Origin of the sequence: Mycetocola sp. 2940, assembly GCF_040548835.1 — a bacterium.
In the GTDB taxonomy this organism is placed as follows: Bacteria; Actinomycetota; Actinomycetes; order Actinomycetales; family Microbacteriaceae; genus Mycetocola_A.
This window is the reverse complement of the sequence record NZ_JBEPSK010000001.1, coordinates 1-15,406: the sequence shown is the minus strand read 5'-3', so window position 1 is coordinate 15,406 and position 15,406 is coordinate 1. Positions and strand designations below refer to the sequence as shown.

16 protein-coding genes and 1 pseudogene are annotated in these 15,406 nt (G+C 65.5%); 13 read left to right on the top strand and 4 right to left on the bottom strand.

Annotated features, from left to right (window positions below):
- Window positions 1–60: 60 nt before the first annotated feature.
- On the top strand, window positions 61–387 hold the full coding sequence (locus tag ABIE24_RS00085) for a GYD domain-containing protein (RefSeq protein WP_354495624.1): 327 nt from the start codon (window positions 61–63) through the stop codon (window positions 385–387).
- A gap of 38 nt (window positions 388–425) precedes the next feature.
- Entirely contained in the window at window positions 426–1,196 is a 771-nt protein-coding gene (locus tag ABIE24_RS00080) for an alpha/beta fold hydrolase (RefSeq protein ID WP_354495622.1), read from the top strand.
- Between the two features lie 21 nt (window positions 1,197–1,217).
- On the opposite strand, the gene arfB is transcribed toward ABIE24_RS00080, so the two are convergent.
- Window positions 1,218–1,640 carry an alternative ribosome rescue aminoacyl-tRNA hydrolase ArfB gene (gene arfB, locus ABIE24_RS00075; protein ID WP_354495620.1) on the bottom strand — a complete coding sequence of 141 codons (423 nt, stop codon included), beginning with the start codon at window positions 1,638–1,640 and terminating at the stop codon, window positions 1,218–1,220.
- 106 nt (window positions 1,641–1,746) lie between these two features.
- On the opposite strand from arfB, the gene ABIE24_RS00070 reads away from it, so the two are divergent.
- The 3 genes and pseudogenes from ABIE24_RS00070 (at window position 1,747) to ABIE24_RS00060 (ending at window position 3,617) form a co-directional block, all read left to right on the top strand.
- Window positions 1,747–2,766 carry an aldo/keto reductase gene (locus tag ABIE24_RS00070; RefSeq protein WP_354495618.1) on the top strand — a complete coding sequence of 340 codons (1,020 nt, stop codon included), beginning with the start codon at window positions 1,747–1,749 and terminating at the stop codon, window positions 2,764–2,766.
- Window positions 2,763–2,890, top strand: a pseudogene (locus tag ABIE24_RS00065) (aldo/keto reductase); the annotation flags it as partial. The gene ABIE24_RS00070 and the pseudogene ABIE24_RS00065, both read left to right, overlap by 4 nt.
- 82 nt (window positions 2,891–2,972) lie before the next feature.
- Window positions 2,973–3,617 (top strand): DNA alkylation repair protein, encoded by a 645-nt coding sequence (locus ABIE24_RS00060; protein WP_354496405.1) that lies wholly within the window; start codon window positions 2,973–2,975, stop codon window positions 3,615–3,617.
- Between the two features lie 33 nt (window positions 3,618–3,650).
- Here the strand turns inward: ABIE24_RS00060 and ABIE24_RS00055 are convergent, their stop codons facing one another.
- Window positions 3,651–4,826, bottom strand: coding sequence for an ROK family protein (locus tag ABIE24_RS00055; protein ID WP_354495616.1), 1,176 nt, complete (start codon window positions 4,824–4,826; stop codon window positions 3,651–3,653).
- Window positions 4,827–4,981: 155 nt separating this feature from the next.
- Here ABIE24_RS00055 and ABIE24_RS00050 point away from each other — a divergent pair, with 155 nt between their 5' ends.
- The 4 genes from ABIE24_RS00050 to ABIE24_RS00035 are packed head-to-tail and all read left to right on the top strand — an operon-like array spanning window position 4,982 to window position 10,343.
- Complete coding sequence (locus ABIE24_RS00050) at window positions 4,982–7,132, top strand: alpha-galactosidase (RefSeq protein WP_354495614.1); 2,151 nt, start codon at window positions 4,982–4,984, stop codon at window positions 7,130–7,132.
- 40 nt (window positions 7,133–7,172) lie between these two features.
- Window positions 7,173–8,483, top strand: a complete 1,311-nt coding sequence (locus tag ABIE24_RS00045; protein WP_354495612.1) for an ABC transporter substrate-binding protein — start codon at window positions 7,173–7,175, stop codon at window positions 8,481–8,483.
- A gap of 1 nt (window position 8,484) precedes the next feature.
- Complete coding sequence (locus ABIE24_RS00040; RefSeq protein WP_354495610.1) at window positions 8,485–9,429, top strand: carbohydrate ABC transporter permease; 945 nt, start codon at window positions 8,485–8,487, stop codon at window positions 9,427–9,429.
- Window positions 9,429–10,343, top strand: coding sequence for a carbohydrate ABC transporter permease (locus ABIE24_RS00035; RefSeq protein WP_354495609.1), 915 nt, complete (start codon window positions 9,429–9,431; stop codon window positions 10,341–10,343). The genes ABIE24_RS00040 and ABIE24_RS00035 overlap by 1 nt, the downstream gene beginning before the upstream one ends.
- Before the next feature lie 83 nt (window positions 10,344–10,426).
- On the opposite strand, the gene ABIE24_RS00030 is transcribed toward ABIE24_RS00035, so the two are convergent.
- Window positions 10,427–11,074 carry a hypothetical protein gene (locus ABIE24_RS00030; protein ID WP_354495607.1) on the bottom strand — a complete coding sequence of 216 codons (648 nt, stop codon included), beginning with the start codon at window positions 11,072–11,074 and terminating at the stop codon, window positions 10,427–10,429.
- The gene (locus ABIE24_RS00025) at window positions 11,058–11,834 is read right to left on the bottom strand and encodes a bestrophin-like domain (protein ID WP_502916223.1); all 777 of its coding nucleotides are present in this window, start codon (window positions 11,832–11,834) and stop codon (window positions 11,058–11,060) included. Before ABIE24_RS00025 ends, ABIE24_RS00030 begins: the two co-directional genes overlap by 17 nt.
- A gap of 184 nt (window positions 11,835–12,018) precedes the next feature.
- On the opposite strand from ABIE24_RS00025, the gene ABIE24_RS00020 reads away from it, so the two are divergent.
- The 4 genes from ABIE24_RS00020 (at window position 12,019) to ABIE24_RS00005 (ending at window position 15,256) form a co-directional block, all read left to right on the top strand.
- On the top strand, window positions 12,019–12,507 hold the full coding sequence (locus tag ABIE24_RS00020) for a type II toxin-antitoxin system HicB family antitoxin (protein WP_354495603.1): 489 nt from the start codon (window positions 12,019–12,021) through the stop codon (window positions 12,505–12,507).
- A gap of 78 nt (window positions 12,508–12,585) precedes the next feature.
- Window positions 12,586–13,431 carry a DUF4097 family beta strand repeat-containing protein gene (locus ABIE24_RS00015; RefSeq protein ID WP_354495601.1) on the top strand — a complete coding sequence of 282 codons (846 nt, stop codon included), beginning with the start codon at window positions 12,586–12,588 and terminating at the stop codon, window positions 13,429–13,431.
- A 32-nt stretch (window positions 13,432–13,463) separates the two neighbouring features.
- Window positions 13,464–14,426, top strand: coding sequence for an ATP-binding cassette domain-containing protein (locus ABIE24_RS00010; protein ID WP_354495599.1), 963 nt, complete (start codon window positions 13,464–13,466; stop codon window positions 14,424–14,426).
- Window positions 14,423–15,256 (top strand): ABC transporter permease, encoded by an 834-nt coding sequence (locus ABIE24_RS00005; protein ID WP_354495598.1) that lies wholly within the window; start codon window positions 14,423–14,425, stop codon window positions 15,254–15,256. The genes ABIE24_RS00010 and ABIE24_RS00005 overlap by 4 nt, the downstream gene beginning before the upstream one ends.
- Window positions 15,257–15,406 lie beyond the last annotated feature (150 nt).

Below are 15,406 nucleotides of genomic sequence, written 5' to 3'. Positions count from 1 at the left end.
AGCGAAGAACCAGCTGCGCACCACTCAGAAGCGCACCACTCAAAAGCGAAGGACGAGATCATGCCTCTCTATCTGTCGAAATTCAGTTACACCCCTGAAACCTGGGCGAGGTTGACCAAGAACCCCGAGGATCGCCGGAAGGCTGCGCAGGCGTACATCGAAGCGGTCGGCGGCAAACTGCACGGCTTCTGGTACGCCTTCGGGGAGCACGATGGCTACACCCTGTGGGAAGCTCCCGACAACACCTCCATGGCCGCCGTCGCCCTTGCGATCAACAGTGGCGGCGCCCTCAGCGAAATGGAAACGACCGTGCTGTTGACCGTCGACGAAGCTCTTGACGCTCTCGGCAAAGTCGGGCAGATCTCGTACCGGCCACCGGGCGCCTGACCGGCTTGGCGAGAGAGGTTCCCGTGTCGAGTTATCTGATGACCGAATTGAATGACCGGGTCGCCTTCGACCACCGGGGCGACGGCCCGCCCGTTGTCTTCGTCGCCGGTGCAGGACCGTGGCGAGAGATCGACGCAGGGACCACGCAGACGGCCGAGCTCCTCGCCGGGATGGGGCACAGCACCGTGGTCTACGACCGCGTCGGCCGTGGTGAAAGTGCCGCAACAGGCCCGATCACCGCGGAACGCGAGCTGGCCGCGATCGCCGCCCTTCTCGACGAGGTGGGCGGAAGCGGCGTCCTCTGCGGGCACTCATCAGGATGCTCCCTCTCGCTGCTCGCGGCGGCCCGCGGCCTCCCTGTCGCGGGACTCGCCCTCTGGGAGGCTCCCCTCTCCCCTCCGCACAGCGGTGCGAACGAGCTGGCCGATGAGTTGCGCGGCCTACTCGCCGCCGGTGACCTGGACCGTGCCCTGAGTCTCTACATGAGAGACATGCCACCGGAGCTTCTCGAGTTCGTCAAGGCGATCCCCGCCATGGTCGACCAGGCGGCCAGCTTGCAACCTGACGCCGATTCACTCGCCTGGGCGGAGTCCGGACCGCTGTCGGAACTTCTCGCGGACATCCGGATACCGGTCCTCGCGATGGTGGGAACGTCGAGCTACGACGAGGTGATGGTGCCGGCCGCCGAACTCATTGTTGCCGCGATCCCGGGGGCGGAGTGGAAACGGATGCCGGGTGCCGAGCACGAATGGGAGCCCGTTCCCATGGCCGCGCAACTCGCCGAATTCGCGTCGAGGGCGGCGCACTGACCGGGGTTCTCACGCCGCGGGTCATTCGGCTGGGGGCCGCCGCCTCTGTTGTTTGGTTTGTGAGCGCTGTTCCTTCGCTGCGAGGCGACGGCGTTGGGAGCCCCGTGAAGGCTTCGTCGGACGGCGGCGCGGGCCCTCGGGAGCGAGACCCGCGGCCACGATCGCGGCGAGTTTGCGCAGGGCGATCTCGCGGTTGCGCAGCTGCGAGCGCTCTTCGGAGGCGGTGACGGTGAGCACACCGGCGACGAGACGGCGGGCGAGACGGTCGACCAACAACTGGCGTTGGTCCTCGGAGAGCACCTGTGACTCCGCGACGCTCCACGACAGCTCGACGCGACTGTCGGAGGTGTTGACGTGCTGGCCGCCTGGCCCCGATGAACGCGAGAACCGCCAGCCGAGTTCGGATGCTGGAACCGTGAGCGCGGGCGACACTTCCAGATCCATGTAACAAGCGTTGCACGACCAGTCGGAAAGGAGGTACTGGCGGGGACTCCCACGATGGCCGACTCTGTTCTTGACTGGAGGCATCCGATTCATCAAGGAGAAACACATGGATTACCGCCTGTTGGGACGCACAGGAGTGGAAGTCAGTCCGCTCTGCCTGGGCACGATGATGTTCGGCGCCTGGGGCAACCAGGACGCGGACGATTCGATCCGGATCATCCACCACGCGCTGGATGCCGGCATCAACTTCGTCGACACCGCCGACGTCTACTCGGCCGGGGAGTCCGAGGAAATCGTCGGGAAGGCCCTGAAGAGGCGCCGCGACGACGTTGTGCTCGCCACCAAGTTCTTCATGCCGATGGGAAAGGGACCGAACCACGGCGGAGGCTCCCGGAGGTGGATCATGCAGGCGGTCGAGGACTCCCTCCGGCGGCTCGGCACCGATTACCTCGACCTCTACCAGGTGCACCGTCCGAACCCGGCGATGGATGTCGAGGAGACGCTCGGGGCACTCACCGACCTGGTGCTCCAGGGCAAAGTCCGTTACATCGGGTCGTCGTCCTATTCCGGCAGCCAGATCGTCGAAGCGCAGATCGCAGCGCGAGATCGCAACCTGGCCCGTTTCGTCACCGAGCAGCCCCCGTACTCGATCCTCGTTCGCGGCATCGAAGAGGACGTGCTTCCGACCATCCAGCGCTACGGCATGGGAACGCTCACTTACAGCCCGCTGGCCGGCGGATGGCTCTCCGGAAAGTGGCGCAAGGACACCGCCCCGACGCCCACGTCGTCGGCGCGCCCCAGCGCCCGTTTCGACATGACGAGCGCGGCGAACCAGCAGAAGCTCGAGGTTGTCGAAGCACTGGCCGAGGTCGCGGATGAGGCCGGAATCTCGCTGATCGAGCTGGCCGTTGCGTTCGTGATCAATCACCCGGGGGTCACCTCGGCCATCATCGGCCCGCGCACGAAAGAACAACTCGTGTCGCAGCTGCCGGCGGCGGATGTGACGCTGTCGGCCGACATCCTGGACCGCATCGACGAGGTGGTCTCCCCGGGTGTCACGCTAAACCCCGACGACAACAGCTACGGCGCCAACGAGCTGACCCCATCGGCGCGGCGCCGCTCATGACGAACAGCACGTTCACCCTGAACAACGGGGTCACAATGCCCGCCATCGGTCTGGGTGTCTTCCAGACTCCGCCCGCGACGAGGTCTTCCTCGAAACCAAGATCTGGATCAGCGACTACGGCTACGGCTACGTAGACTCGACTCGTGCTCTGACAGGAGGCTCGAGTGATTTCAACGACCGTTGACCCGACGACCGTTCCCGAGGTGATGGCCGAGCTGGCAGCACTCGAAGATCCCCGGGCGCGCGAGGTGAACGCCAGGCACGGCGACGACCACGGCGTCAACCTCGGCAAGCTGCGTGCGATCGCCAAACGCCTGAAGACGCAGCAGGACCTGGCACTCGACCTCTGGGCGACCGGTGACACCGCGGCGAGGCTGCTCTCGCTTCTGATCTGCCGGCCGAAGGCGTTCGAGCAGGGTGAGCTCGACCGGATGCTGCGCGAGGCACGGATTCCGAAGGTGCACGACTGGCTCGTGAACTATGTGGTGAAGAAGAGCCCGCACGCCGAGGCGCTGCGCCTGGCCTGGTTTTCTGATTCAGACCCCGTGGTCGCCAGCGCCGGCTGGGCATTGACCTCGGAACGCGTGGTGAAGAGCCCCGACGGCCTCGACCTGCCCGAGCTGCTCGACGTCATCGAAGCGGAGATGAAAGATGCCCCGGAACGGCTGCAATGGGCGATGAACCACTGCCTGGCACAGATCGGGATCGAGCACGCCGAGCTTCGTGCCCGTGCCATCGACATCGGTGAGCGACTCGAGGTGCTCAAGGATTACCCGACGCCGCCGAACTGCACCTCTCCGTTCGCGCCGATCTGGATCACCGAGCTGGTCCGCCGGCAGCAGGTTTCCTAGAACTCCGCCCGGACCGATCTGTCTGCGGGTTGGCTATCGAACGGCACGCGCCCCGACCGGTGTGCCAGCGGGTACGCGAAGTCGCTCGACGGCGTTCTGGATGGCGATCGCGGCTGCTCCGCGTGCCCAGGAGTCGAAACCCGATGTGTCCACATGCACCGCCACCCGAGTTGCTTCGGGGTCCCGGTCCTCCGCCATCGACGCGGCCGCGACGCCGCCGACGATCTCCCAGAGCGCAACGCCGTCACCCGTGAGAACGATTGCGTCGACCATCGCGATGTTTGCGATCATCACCAGCATGCGGCCAAGCGAGCGCCCCGCCGCGTTCGTGACTGCGGCGGCTACCGGATGCCCCGAACGGGCAAGGTCGAGCACTTCGTCATAGTCAACGTCGCTCCCCAGCGCCATGGAGACCTGGGCTTCGATGCTCGGAATGGAGAGCATCGCCGTCGAGCAACCGCGATGCCCCTGTGCGCACAGGGGGCCACTCCCATCCAGCGGCAGATGGCCGCCGAGGCCCAGACCGGAATCGACAGTGCTCACGACCTGATCATGCATGACGAGCCCGTACCCGACTCCAGCGCCGATCGTCACGACGGCGAACGCCGAAGCCCCCCGAACCGCGCCGAACCAGTGTTCCGCGGTCGTCAGAGCGACCACGTCGTTGTCCACCGCGACAGGCAGGCGGAGCTTCTCTTCGAGCAGGTCGGCGAGGGGAACATCCCGCCAGCCGAGGAACGGCGCGCGCGTCACAACCCGCTGGCCAGAGACGTTGCCGCCGACAGAGACGCCGACGAAGTCCACGTCGACGCCCGGCCCGCACAGCTCGGCCACGAGTGCGGCAATCGTCCTCACGACCGTCGGAACGGCGTGATCGTCGAACGGTCGCTCGGCACGCGCAACGGCGGTGGCGCGCAAATCCGTGAGGACAGCAACCGCAGCATCACCCGTGACCTTGACGCCGATGAAACGATGCGCGTCAACGCGCACATCGAGCGGTCGGGTCGGACGACCAGGCCCTCCTGCGATCTCCGCCGCCTCGACGAACAGGCCGCGTTCGAGAAAGGGTTTGCTCAGCCGAGTGAGGCTGGCCGGCGACAGGCGGAGCCGACGTCCCAGATCCGAGCGGGAAATAGGCCCGTGAATGATCACTTCGCGCGCCAGCTCGCGCGCGGTGTCACTCGCCTCGCTGTCCGACAGGCTCGGCATCAGGCCTCCTCGTTCGTTTTTTCCATCCTGACATAAACCGCGACGAAAACAGCCATGGTTTGTCGATCTGATCCACGAAACCCGCGCGTGCGTGGCACGAGGCGCCATTCTTTGAACGTATTGACATCTATTTATTTTTGACGTAGAAATAACTCATGCAACGCCGCAACGACGTCATCCACCTCCGCAACGGGGGCACCAGTGTCGTCCTCGACACCCGACGCGGGCCACTGCCGTCCATCGTGTTCTGGGGCGCCGATCTCGGCGACCTCAGCCAAAGCGAAGCGGATTCCCTCGGCGTCGCCGCACGACCACAGCGGGTATCCGGAGGACTCGACGAGCCCGCCCCCCTCACCCTGATACCTCAGGAATCGTCTGGGTGGCTTGGCACACCGGGCCTCTCCGGGCACCGCGCAGGACGGTTCTTTTCGACCCGGCTCGCGACCCAGGCAATCGACCTGGACGAGGAATCCGCAACCCTGGTCATCGAAGCGACCGATCCGGATGCCGGACTTGCCGCGACGGTCACCCTCGAGGTGACCGCGGCAGGGCTTCTGCGTCAGCGGATCGCGCTGGAGAACCGTTCGGGCGAGCCGTATTCCCTGGTGTCTCTCGCCCCGACCTTTCCCCTGCCGCACGACGTCGCCGAACTTCTTGACACGACAGGCCGTCACCTGCGGGAACGTTCGCCGCAGCGCCACACGTTCACCATAGGCACGCACCTCCGGGAGAGCCGTCGGGGGCGCCCCGGTTCTGACGCCAGCCTCCTCCTCGCGGCCGGGCGGCCTGGTTTCGGGTTCGAGCGCGGGCTCGTCTACGCCGTGCACACGGCGTGGAGCGGCAACCACCGGCTGCTTGCTGAACGGACGCCGACGGCCGACTCGTTCCTCAGCGCCGGCGAACTGCTGGTCAACGGCGAGATGGTACTCGCGCAGGGCGAGACCTACACGACCCCGTGGGCGATCGGCTCCTGGGGAGACGGACTCAACGAACTGTCGCGTCGCTTCCACGACGAATTGCGATCCCGCCCGCACCACCCGACGCGCCCACGCCCGGTGACCCTCAACACATGGGAGGCCGTGTACTTCGACCAGGATCTCGACAAGCTCCGTGCTCTCGCGGAGCGCGCCGCCCGGGTCGGCGTCGAACGCTTCGTTCTCGACGACGGCTGGTTTCTCGGCCGCCGCGACGACACGGCGGGACTCGGAGACTGGTTCATCGACCCCGCGGTGTGGCCGTCGGGGCTGACGCCGCTGATCGATGCCGTGCGGGGTCTCGGCATGGAGTTCGGACTCTGGGTCGAGCCGGAGATGATCAACCTCGACAGCGACCTTGCCCGCCAGCACCCGGACTGGATCCTGCGCGGCCGCGTGGACCTGCCCGTCTCGGCCCGCCAGCAGCACGTGCTCGACCTCGCGCACCCCGACGCCTGGCAGTACATCTTCGAGCGGCTCGACGCGCTCCTTCTCGACAACGACATCGCCTACCTCAAATGGGACCACAACCGCGATTTGCTCGAGGCAGGCGCGGCCGACACCGGCAAGCCACGAGCGCACGAGAACACTCTTGCCCTCTACCGCCTGCTGTCCACACTGAAAAGCCGCCACCCGGATCTCGAAATCGAGTCGTGTGCGTCCGGCGGCGCACGGGTCGACCTCGGAATCCTCGAGCACACCGATCGCATCTGGACGAGCGACACGCTCGACCCGATCGAACGCCTGCAGATCCAGCGGTACACCGGCCTGCTCGTCCCCGCAGAGATCATGGGGGCGCACCTCACCAGCCCCAAGGTGCATTCAACGGGGCGGGCGGTGTCGCTCGATCTCAGTGCCGGCGTCGCCCTGTTCGGGCACCTCGGTATCGAGTGGGACCTCACCGACCTCGATGAGGGCGGCCTCGACGCGGTTCGGCGCTGGGTCGACATTCACAAGCGGCACCGGCGGACGATCCACTCCGGCGTGCTGGTGAACGGTGACACGGCGGATGCGACGACAGACGTTCGCGGTGTCGTCGCCGCCGACGGGGCATCCGCCCTCTTCACCTTCACGCAGGTCTCGACCAGCGTGACGTACCCGCCCGGACGCTTCACCCTGCCAGGGCTGGCCCCCGCCCGCCGCTACGACGTGCGGATTGCTGCCGGCAGCGTCAGCGCGGGACCGGGCCAGTCGCCGCTCCCCTGGGCCGAGCAGCCGATCCGGCTGACCGGTCGCCAACTCGGCACGGTGGGTCTGCAGGCCCCGGTGCTTTATCCCGCCCAGCTCATCCTTCTCGAGTTGTCGGCATCAGAACCCAACGAACCGCACTAACCACACGCGGTTCACATCCCCATGCGCAAGGAGGCACATCATGGATAACAGCGACACCCCTCGAGATCAGTACAGAAGAAGGCGCTCTCGCCGACTGGGTCTTGCGGCGTCCGCGGCGGTCGCCGCGCTTTTGCTCTCCGGTTGCACCGGCCAGGGCGACAGCGACGTCGTCACCCTGGACTTCTTCCAGTTCAAGGGAGAAGCCCTCGAGGACTTCACCCAGATCATCGAGGACTTCGAGGCGGAGAACCCCGACATCAGGGTCGTGCAGAACCAGGTCGCAGACGCCGACACCACCATCCGTACGCGCCTCGTGAAGGACGACGTTCCTGACGTCATCACCCTGAACGGCAACGGTGGCCTCGGGCAGCTCATGCGTGCCGGCGTCTTCCACGACTTCAGCGGCGATCCGCTGCTCGACCGGATCAACCCGGCGGTGCAGGACATCCTCGCGGACATCGGTTTCGCCGAAGGCGAGGTGAACGCGCTCGGCTATGTGAACAACGCGAACGGCGTCATCTACAACCGGGAGATCTTCGAGGAGCAGGGTCTCGAAGTGCCCGAAACCTGGGACGAGTTCATCGCCGTCTGCGATTCGCTGGAGGCGGCGGGAATCACCCCGTTCTTTGGCACTCTCGCCGACAGCTGGACGGCCTTGCCGTCGTTCAACGCCCTCGGGGCATATCCGTCGCAGGGCGACTTCTGGGATGAGATGCGGGCTGAGGGCGAGAACGTCGGCCCGAACTCGTCGGTGTCGTTCGAGAAGGACTTCCAGGAGGTCCTCGAACAGCAAGCCGAACTCTTCTCCTATGCTCAGGATGGTTACCGCGGTCGCACCTATGACGATGGAAACGCTGCCTTCGCGAATGGTGACGTGGCAATGCTCATGCAGGGCATCTGGGCGATCAACCCGATCAAGGGCATCAACCCCGACATCGACGCCGCCATCTTCCCCTACCCTGCCGCCGAGAACCCGGACGATCGGCTGCTCGTTTCGGGCGTCGATGTCACAGTTCTCATCGGCAAAGACACCCCTCACTTCGACGAGGCCAAACGCTTCGTGGACTACCTGTTCGAGGCCCAGGTGCAAGGAGAATTCGCCGCCTCCCAGCGCATGGTGCCGTCGCTCACTGATGCACAGATCAGTGACGATCCGGCTGTGCAGTCGGTGAAGCCCTACTTCGACGAGAAGAAGATCACCGGTTTCATCGATCACCAGGTACCGCCGAGCATCCCGCTCGCGGCCATCATCCAGCAGTTCCTTTTTGACGGAGACGCGGATGCCGCGCTCGCAACGCTCGACAACGAGTGGAGCAAAGTAGCCCGTCGAACGATCCAAACCGGAGAGTGACATGTCGACGACGACAACAGAAACAGAGGCGGTTCTGATCGCCGGATCGCGACGCGGTTCAGGCCCACGGCCTCCCGCCGTCCGCGTCGAAGGGCGGGCAGCTCCCGCGTTCTACTGGATGGTATGGCCGGCGCTCATTTTGTTCGCCTTTTTCCACACCGTCCCGGTGCTCGTGGGCATCTTCTTCAGTTTCACGAACTATCCCGGGTTCGGCGAATGGGATTTCGTCGGCTTTTCGAATTACCTGAACCTGTTCCGGGACGACCGGGTACTCGCAGCGTATGGCTTCACGTTCGGGTTTGCGATCGCCGCGACCATCCTGACAAACGTCATCTCTCTCGCGATCGCGCTGGGTTTGAACGCGAAGATCGTGGCGCGCAACGCCTTCCGGGGCGCCTACTTCGTGCCTTACGTGCTCGCAGTTCTCGTCGTCGGGTACGTGTTCCAGTTCCTGTTCTCGAACTCGCTGCCGAAAATCCTGCCCAACATTCCGATCGTGGCTGACAACATGCTGTCGAACCCTCAATGGGCGTGGCTCCCGATCGTCGTCCTCGCGGTGTGGCAGGCAAGCGCGTTCGCGATCATCATCTACCTGTCGGGGCTTCAGACGATCCCCCAGGAACTGTACGAGGCGGCGTCGCTCGACGGGGCGAAGGCATGGCGACAGTTCCGCTCGATCACGTTCCCCCTCATCGGGGCGTTCTTCACGATCAACATGGTGTTGAGCCTGAAGGGCTTCATGCAGGTCTTCGACCACGTCATGGCGCTCACGAATGGCGGCCCCGGCACGGCCACCGAATCAATCTCGGTGCTCATCTACAAGGGCGGCTTCACGGGTGGCGAGTTCGCCTACCAGAGCGCCAACGCGGTCATCTTCGTGATTGTGATCATGATCGTTTCATTCCTTCAGTTCCGAGTGTTGCAGCGCAGAGAGGCGGACTTCTAATGACTACCGCAACGAATACGACAGCGCAGACAACGGCGCTCGTCGAGACCGAGGGGCCACGCCCCCGTCGTCGGTTCCGCCAGGCGGATGACGATACCCGCAAGATCAACTGGTGGGCGACCGCGTTCATTGCGGTGTGCTCGCTGACCGTACTCATCCCGCTCTATCTGGCGGTGATGGTCGCGTTGAAGACTCCGGACCAGATCGTGACGGGCACCGGGTTCGAATGGCCGGCACCGTTCGACTGGGCCAACTTCGCCGAAGCCTGGACCCGAACAAACTTTCCGCAGGCCCTCCTGAACACGGCTCTCATCACCGTGGGCGCGGTGGCTTTGACGTTGGTGAGCAACTCCATCGTGTCGTACGCCATCGCCCGGAACATCCACCGGCGGTTCTTCAAGAGTGCCTTCTTCTACCTGCTCGCCGCCATGTTCATCCCTTTCCCGATTATCATGCTTCCCATCGTCAAGCAGACGTCCCTCCTGGGTCTCGACAACCAGGTCGGAATGATCATCATCTACACGGTGTTCGGGCTCTCGCTCAACGTGTTCATCTATACGGCCTACATCCGGACCATTCCGATTGAACTGGAAGAAGCAGCCCGGGTCGACGGAGCAAGCACCTGGAGGGTGTTCTGGTCGGTGATCTTCCCGCTCCTCGCGCCGATGAATGCCACCGTCGGCATCCTCACCTGCGTCTGGGCGTGGAACGACTTCCTCATGCCGCTCGTCATCCTGAGCGATCCTGAAGATCGCACGCTGCAACTCGCGCAGTTCGTGTTCCAGGGCCAGTTCAACACGGACTACACCGTGGCGTTCGCGTCGTACCTCATGGCGATGGCTCCGCTCCTGCTTGTCTATGTGTTCTCGCAGCGCTGGGTCATCTCAGGAGTCACGCGAGGTTCGATCAAGTAACGACGCCGAAGAGCCCCGGCCCGCGAGAACGTTCTTGCGGGTTCGGGGCTTCTTCGTGCGAAGGAGACCACCTGCAGCGAGGGTCATAGTCCGATACTGATGGGGAACGTGGCAACCCACAGGAGGGCGCCGACGAGAACCGCGAAACCGGCACCGAGCATGACGAGCCGGAGCCTCCGGCTGCCCATCTTCGTGCTGATTCCGGCGAAGAACAGGACGACGGCATACAGGACAACTGTGAGGACATAGTTGCTTGCGATTTGAAGGTCGCGTCGGACTTCCTCTGCGGACTTCTCGGCGTCATCGTCGAGCTGTATCGCCTTGTTCTTCGCTTCGACGTGGTACTCCGACATGGCAAATGGGGTCTCCGGTGCGTCCGAAGCGGTGAACGGCTCGGTCTCCATCCATGCGTCGAATGCCCGCGCGAATTCAGGACGGAAGCGGTCAAGATAGAACGTGGCAAGTTTGGAATCGCCGCTCTGGTCGGCGTCGGCCCACGCGATGAACGTGGCGACGTCGATCTCGGTCTGAGCTTCAGCCAGGCTGGACGCGCGAGCAGCCTCGATGCGGATGGCATTGGTACGACTGGTCGCCTGGGCCTGCTCGCCATGCCATCGCGTCGCCTGGTAGCTGCTCCACGACGTGGCAACGGCCGCCACGACCAGGAGAAACGTCACGAAAAGCTCGAGGCGGTCGCGGTTGGCAGAGCCCTGGTCAGCGCGCGATGCCATTGCTGTCACAGGGTGGGTTCAGGTCCAACCCGACGAAATCGAGTTCGGCGTCGATGATTCGAATCGTGCGCTCCATGGCTGTTGGACGGAGTTGCCCAACACCCGCTGCATGCGGATTGTCGAAGAAGACGAGAAGCACAAGCAGCGCAGTGATGATCAGCGTGACGCTTCCCATCAGCATGCCCTGGGTCACGGCGCCTTCCTCCGGATCGGCGAAAAACAGCATGTAGACGAGGATGACGACGAAGATTGTGAAGAGCGCGATCCACAACGGCAACGGAACGAGCCCCTCGGCCGAGTGGATTCGGTCGAGCCGCGCCTGTTCGCGTTCCCCCGTTTGCTCCATCCATCGGTCATAGGCCGACTGCTCGGCGGGGGTCTGCGGGTCCGCTGCCTTTATCGTCAGGTACATCTCCCCACCCCACGGGTTGATGGATTCACTCAATTGCCCGCGCTCGAGGGCGGCCCACTGCGGCCCGATGACCGATCGCGCATAACAGACGAGCTGGCCCGTGAGATCCTCGGCCGTGCCGGCCGGCAGGAACTGAGCAGTCTCCAACTGCTGTGCGACGATCGCAGCCTCGGCCTCTGCTCCGGCGCGCGACTCATCGTACGACTGAAAGGCGATGACGATGATGAAACCCAGGAGCACTGAGAATCCGGTGGCCAGCACGCCGAACACGCCAGACGCCCGGTCGCCGTCGCTGAAATAGCTTCCCGCCGGAGCACGTCTGCGTACCAGCAGCATCGCCGTGATCATCACGGCCGTGACCGCGATGATGGCGGCGAAGCCGATGACCAGGTTCATCTCGTCCTCCCTTCGGCGCGGAAAATGTGCTCCCCATGGTCCACGCCGCCGCTCGCCGACGTGTCCCCCCATCGGGATGAAAAGCGTGACACCACAAACACTTGACGTGACACCATCGTGGTGTCACGATGGTGACATGGAACTCGGACAGTACGTGAGCGACCTGCAACGCCAGCTGGTCGACGCCGCAGAGAACGGCTCGGACGACACCCGCGCCGTCGCCGAGCGGCTGGCCGCCGGGCTCGACGCCGCGACGCGGCTCGTCCTGCTCGACGCCCTGTCGGCTGCGGCGGGCGAGATCACCCGCGACCTCGCCCCGGGCGCGGTCGACCTGCGCCTGCGCGGTCGCGAGGTCGAGTTCGTCGTCACCCAGCCGGGTACCGAAGCCGACGGCGACGACCGGCCTACGGCATCCGTCGACCTCGACGATGCCAGCACCTCGCGCACGACACTCCGGCTGCCCGACGCCCTGAAGGCGCGGGTCGACGAGGCTGCGGCCGCTGACGGCCTGTCCGTCAACACCTGGCTGGTCCGCGCCGTGGCTGCGGCGCTCCAGCCGAAACAACGACGGTCCGCGCAGCGCACGCTCCGCACCGGCGACAACTTCGCGGGCTGGGCGCGCTAACCGCCCAGCTCACACCATCCACAGCCCCGCGACGCCGCGGGGTCGGACGAACACGCCCACAGAAGGGAAAGCGCCAGCATGCCCACTTTCACCACCCCCTCCCCCATCGACCTCGCCATCAGCCTGCCGGTCGGATCGATCGACGTTCTCGCCGGTGACCGGAATGACACGGTCGTGACGGTGTCGCCCACCAACCCGGCGAAGGCCGTCGATCGCCGCGGTGCAGAGGAGACGCGGGTCGATTTCGACGGCCAGCGGCTTACCATCACCGGCCCGAAACCCCGGATCAGCTGGATCGGCCCGACCGAATCGGTCGACCTCAGGGTGGAACTGCCTGCGGGATCCCGGCTCACGGCGGAGAGTTCCGTCGGCAGCCTCCGCGCCGTCGGCCGCCTCGGGGCCACCCGCATCAAGGCCTCCACCGGCGCCATCGATGTCGAGGCCACCGGCGACCTGTGGCTGCGGGCCGGACACGGCACCGCCACCGTGGGCGTGGCCGACGGTGCGGTGGAGATCACGGCCGACCATGGGCAGATCCGGATCGGAACGGTCACCGGGGACGCCGCCCTCAAATCGTCGTATGGAAGCATCCGGATCGACGAGTGCGGCGGCGACCTCGAGGCCAAACTCTCCTACGGTGATCTCGAGGTCACGAAAGCGCTTGCCTCCGTCACGGCGAAGACAGCGTACGGCAGCATCCAGGTGCGCGAGGTCTCGAGCGGGTCCATCCAGCTCGAGAGCGGCTTCGGCGGGATCAGCATCGGCGTGCGACCGGGCACCCCCGCCTGGCTGGACCTGTCGTCGAGGGAGGGGCGCGTGCGCAACGAACTCGACGGCGACCGGGCCCCCGAAGCCGCCGAACAGACGGTGGCGGTCCGTGCGCGTACGTCGTACGGCGATATCACCATTTCTCACGCCCGATGACGTCGGGCACCGAACAGAAGGGAACGACAGACATGAACACTCCAGCCATCGATGTCCGGGGGCTTCGAAAGTCTTACGGCGATAAGGTCGTGCTCGACGGCGTGAATTTCTCCGTCGCCGCCGGCACCGTCACCGCCCTGCTCGGCCCGAACGGCGCAGGCAAAACCACCACGGTGCACATTCTGAGCACCCTCGTGCGGCCCGACAGCGGCGCAGCGTTCGTGAACGGATGCGACGTCGTGCGCGAGCCGGACGGTGTGCGCGCCGGAATCGGCCTCACCGGCCAGTTCTCGGCGGTCGACGGCCTGCTCACCGGCGAGGAGAACCTCCTCCTGATGGCCCGGCTGCGCCATCTCGGACCGAAACGCTCCAAAACCCGGGTGGCCGAGCTGCTTGAGCAGTTCGACCTCGTTGAAGCTGCTCGCAAACCGCTCGCCACCTACTCCGGCGGGATGCAGCGCCGCCTCGACCTGGCGATGACCCTCGTCGCCACTCCCCGCGTGATCTTCCTCGACGAGCCGACAACGGGCCTGGACCCGCGCAGCCGCCACACCATGTGGGACATCGTGCGCGAACTCGTCGCGGAGGGCACGACGGTTCTGCTCACGACCCAGCACCTTGACGAGGCAGACGAACTCGCACACCGCATCGCGGTGCTCGACGGTGGCCGCATCGTCGCCGACGGCACGCCGGACCAGCTCAAGCGGCTCGTCCCCGGCGGGCACATCCAGCTTCGATTCGCCGATCCCGGAAGCCTCGAGGCGGCGAGCCGCCTCCTCGACGAGTCCGACCGGGACGAAGCCGGGCTCGCTCTCTCCGTGCCGAGCGACGGAGGGGTCGGAACGCTTCGAAACGTCCTCGGCCGCCTCGACGAGGCCAACCTCGAGGTCGACGACCTCAGCATTCACACTCCCGACCTCGACGACGTGTTCTTCGCCCTCACGGGGAAGAAAGAGGAGTCGGGTCGGGTCGAATCGAAAGGAACGCAGTCATGACCACCCTCACCCGGGCGCGCCCAACGCCGGGTGCCAGAAGACAATCGCACGTTGTCGCCGATTCGATGACGATGCTCCGCCGCAATCTGCTGCACATCGTGCGCTACCCGGGTCTGACGATCTTCACCATCGGTGGGCCTGTGGTGTTCCTGCTGTTGTTCGTCGTCGTCCTCGGCGGCACGCTCGGGGCCGGCCTGCCCGGCGTGGACCCGGCGGGCGGCCGGGAGGCGTACCTCGCGTATGTGATGCCGGGCATCCTTCTGATCACCATCGCCGGAACCGCCGGGGGTGCGGCGACAACGGTCTCGATGGACATGACCGAAGGAATCACCGCCCGGTTCCGGTCGATGGCGATCTCGAGGGCGGCGGTGCTGGCCGGGCATGTGCTCGGCAACACCATCCAGGCGATCCTCGCGGTCGCACTTGTGCTCGGCGTCGGCTGGCTGATCGGGTTCCGCCCGACAGCCGGCCCGATGGAATGGCTCGCGGCTGCCGGCCTCATCACGTTCATCTCGTACGCGATCAGCTGGCTCGGTGTGGCAATGGGCATGCAGGCGAAGTCCGTCGAGACGGCGAGCAACCTGCCGCTGCTGCTCGTTCTGCTGCCGATGCTCGGCAGCGGCTTCGTGCCCACCGAGTCGATGCCGGAGTGGCTGCAGTGGTTCGCTGAGTACCAACCCTTCACGCCGTTCATCGAGGCGCTTCGGGGGTTGCTGCTCGGAACCCCGCTCAATGGGTACCCCGCACTCGCCATCGGCTGGTGCATCGTGATCACGATCATCGGGTACGTCTGGTCGATGGTGATCTATGAGCGCAAGTCGGTGCGCTGAGCCCACACCATGCGTCGGGGGGGGGGGGGGGGGGGGGCCCCCCCCCCCCCCCGCCCCCCCGCCCCCCCCCCCCCGCCCCCCCCCCCCCCCGGGGGGGGGGGGTGTGTTATATTGGGGGTTTGTTTGGGCCCCGGGCGGGGGCGGGGTGGG

Bases quoted from the DNA above. Each gene is read 5' to 3' on its own strand.
- ABIE24_RS00085 (WP_354495624.1), top strand. From the start codon at position 61: ATGCCTCTCTATCTGTCGAAATTCAGTTACACCCCTGAAACCTGGGCG.
- ABIE24_RS00080 (WP_354495622.1), top strand. From the start codon at position 426: ATGACCGAATTGAATGACCGGGTCGCCTTCGACCACCGGGGCGACGGC.
- arfB (WP_354495620.1), bottom strand. From the start codon at position 1,640: ATGGATCTGGAAGTGTCGCCCGCGCTCACGGTTCCAGCATCCGAACTC.
- ABIE24_RS00070 (WP_354495618.1), top strand. From the start codon at position 1,747: ATGGATTACCGCCTGTTGGGACGCACAGGAGTGGAAGTCAGTCCGCTC.
- ABIE24_RS00060 (WP_354496405.1), top strand. From the start codon at position 2,973: ATGGCCGAGCTGGCAGCACTCGAAGATCCCCGGGCGCGCGAGGTGAAC.
- ABIE24_RS00055 (WP_354495616.1), bottom strand. From the start codon at position 4,826: ATGCCGAGCCTGTCGGACAGCGAGGCGAGTGACACCGCGCGCGAGCTG.
- ABIE24_RS00050 (WP_354495614.1), top strand. From the start codon at position 4,982: ATGCAACGCCGCAACGACGTCATCCACCTCCGCAACGGGGGCACCAGT.
- ABIE24_RS00045 (WP_354495612.1), top strand. From the start codon at position 7,173: ATGGATAACAGCGACACCCCTCGAGATCAGTACAGAAGAAGGCGCTCT.
- ABIE24_RS00040 (WP_354495610.1), top strand. From the start codon at position 8,485: ATGTCGACGACGACAACAGAAACAGAGGCGGTTCTGATCGCCGGATCG.
- ABIE24_RS00035 (WP_354495609.1), top strand. From the start codon at position 9,429: ATGACTACCGCAACGAATACGACAGCGCAGACAACGGCGCTCGTCGAG.
- ABIE24_RS00030 (WP_354495607.1), bottom strand. From the start codon at position 11,074: ATGGCATCGCGCGCTGACCAGGGCTCTGCCAACCGCGACCGCCTCGAG.
- ABIE24_RS00025 (WP_502916223.1), bottom strand. From the start codon at position 11,834: ATGATCACGGCGATGCTGCTGGTACGCAGACGTGCTCCGGCGGGAAGC.
- ABIE24_RS00020 (WP_354495603.1), top strand. From the start codon at position 12,019: ATGGAACTCGGACAGTACGTGAGCGACCTGCAACGCCAGCTGGTCGAC.
- ABIE24_RS00015 (WP_354495601.1), top strand. From the start codon at position 12,586: ATGCCCACTTTCACCACCCCCTCCCCCATCGACCTCGCCATCAGCCTG.
- ABIE24_RS00010 (WP_354495599.1), top strand. From the start codon at position 13,464: ATGAACACTCCAGCCATCGATGTCCGGGGGCTTCGAAAGTCTTACGGC.
- ABIE24_RS00005 (WP_354495598.1), top strand. From the start codon at position 14,423: ATGACCACCCTCACCCGGGCGCGCCCAACGCCGGGTGCCAGAAGACAA.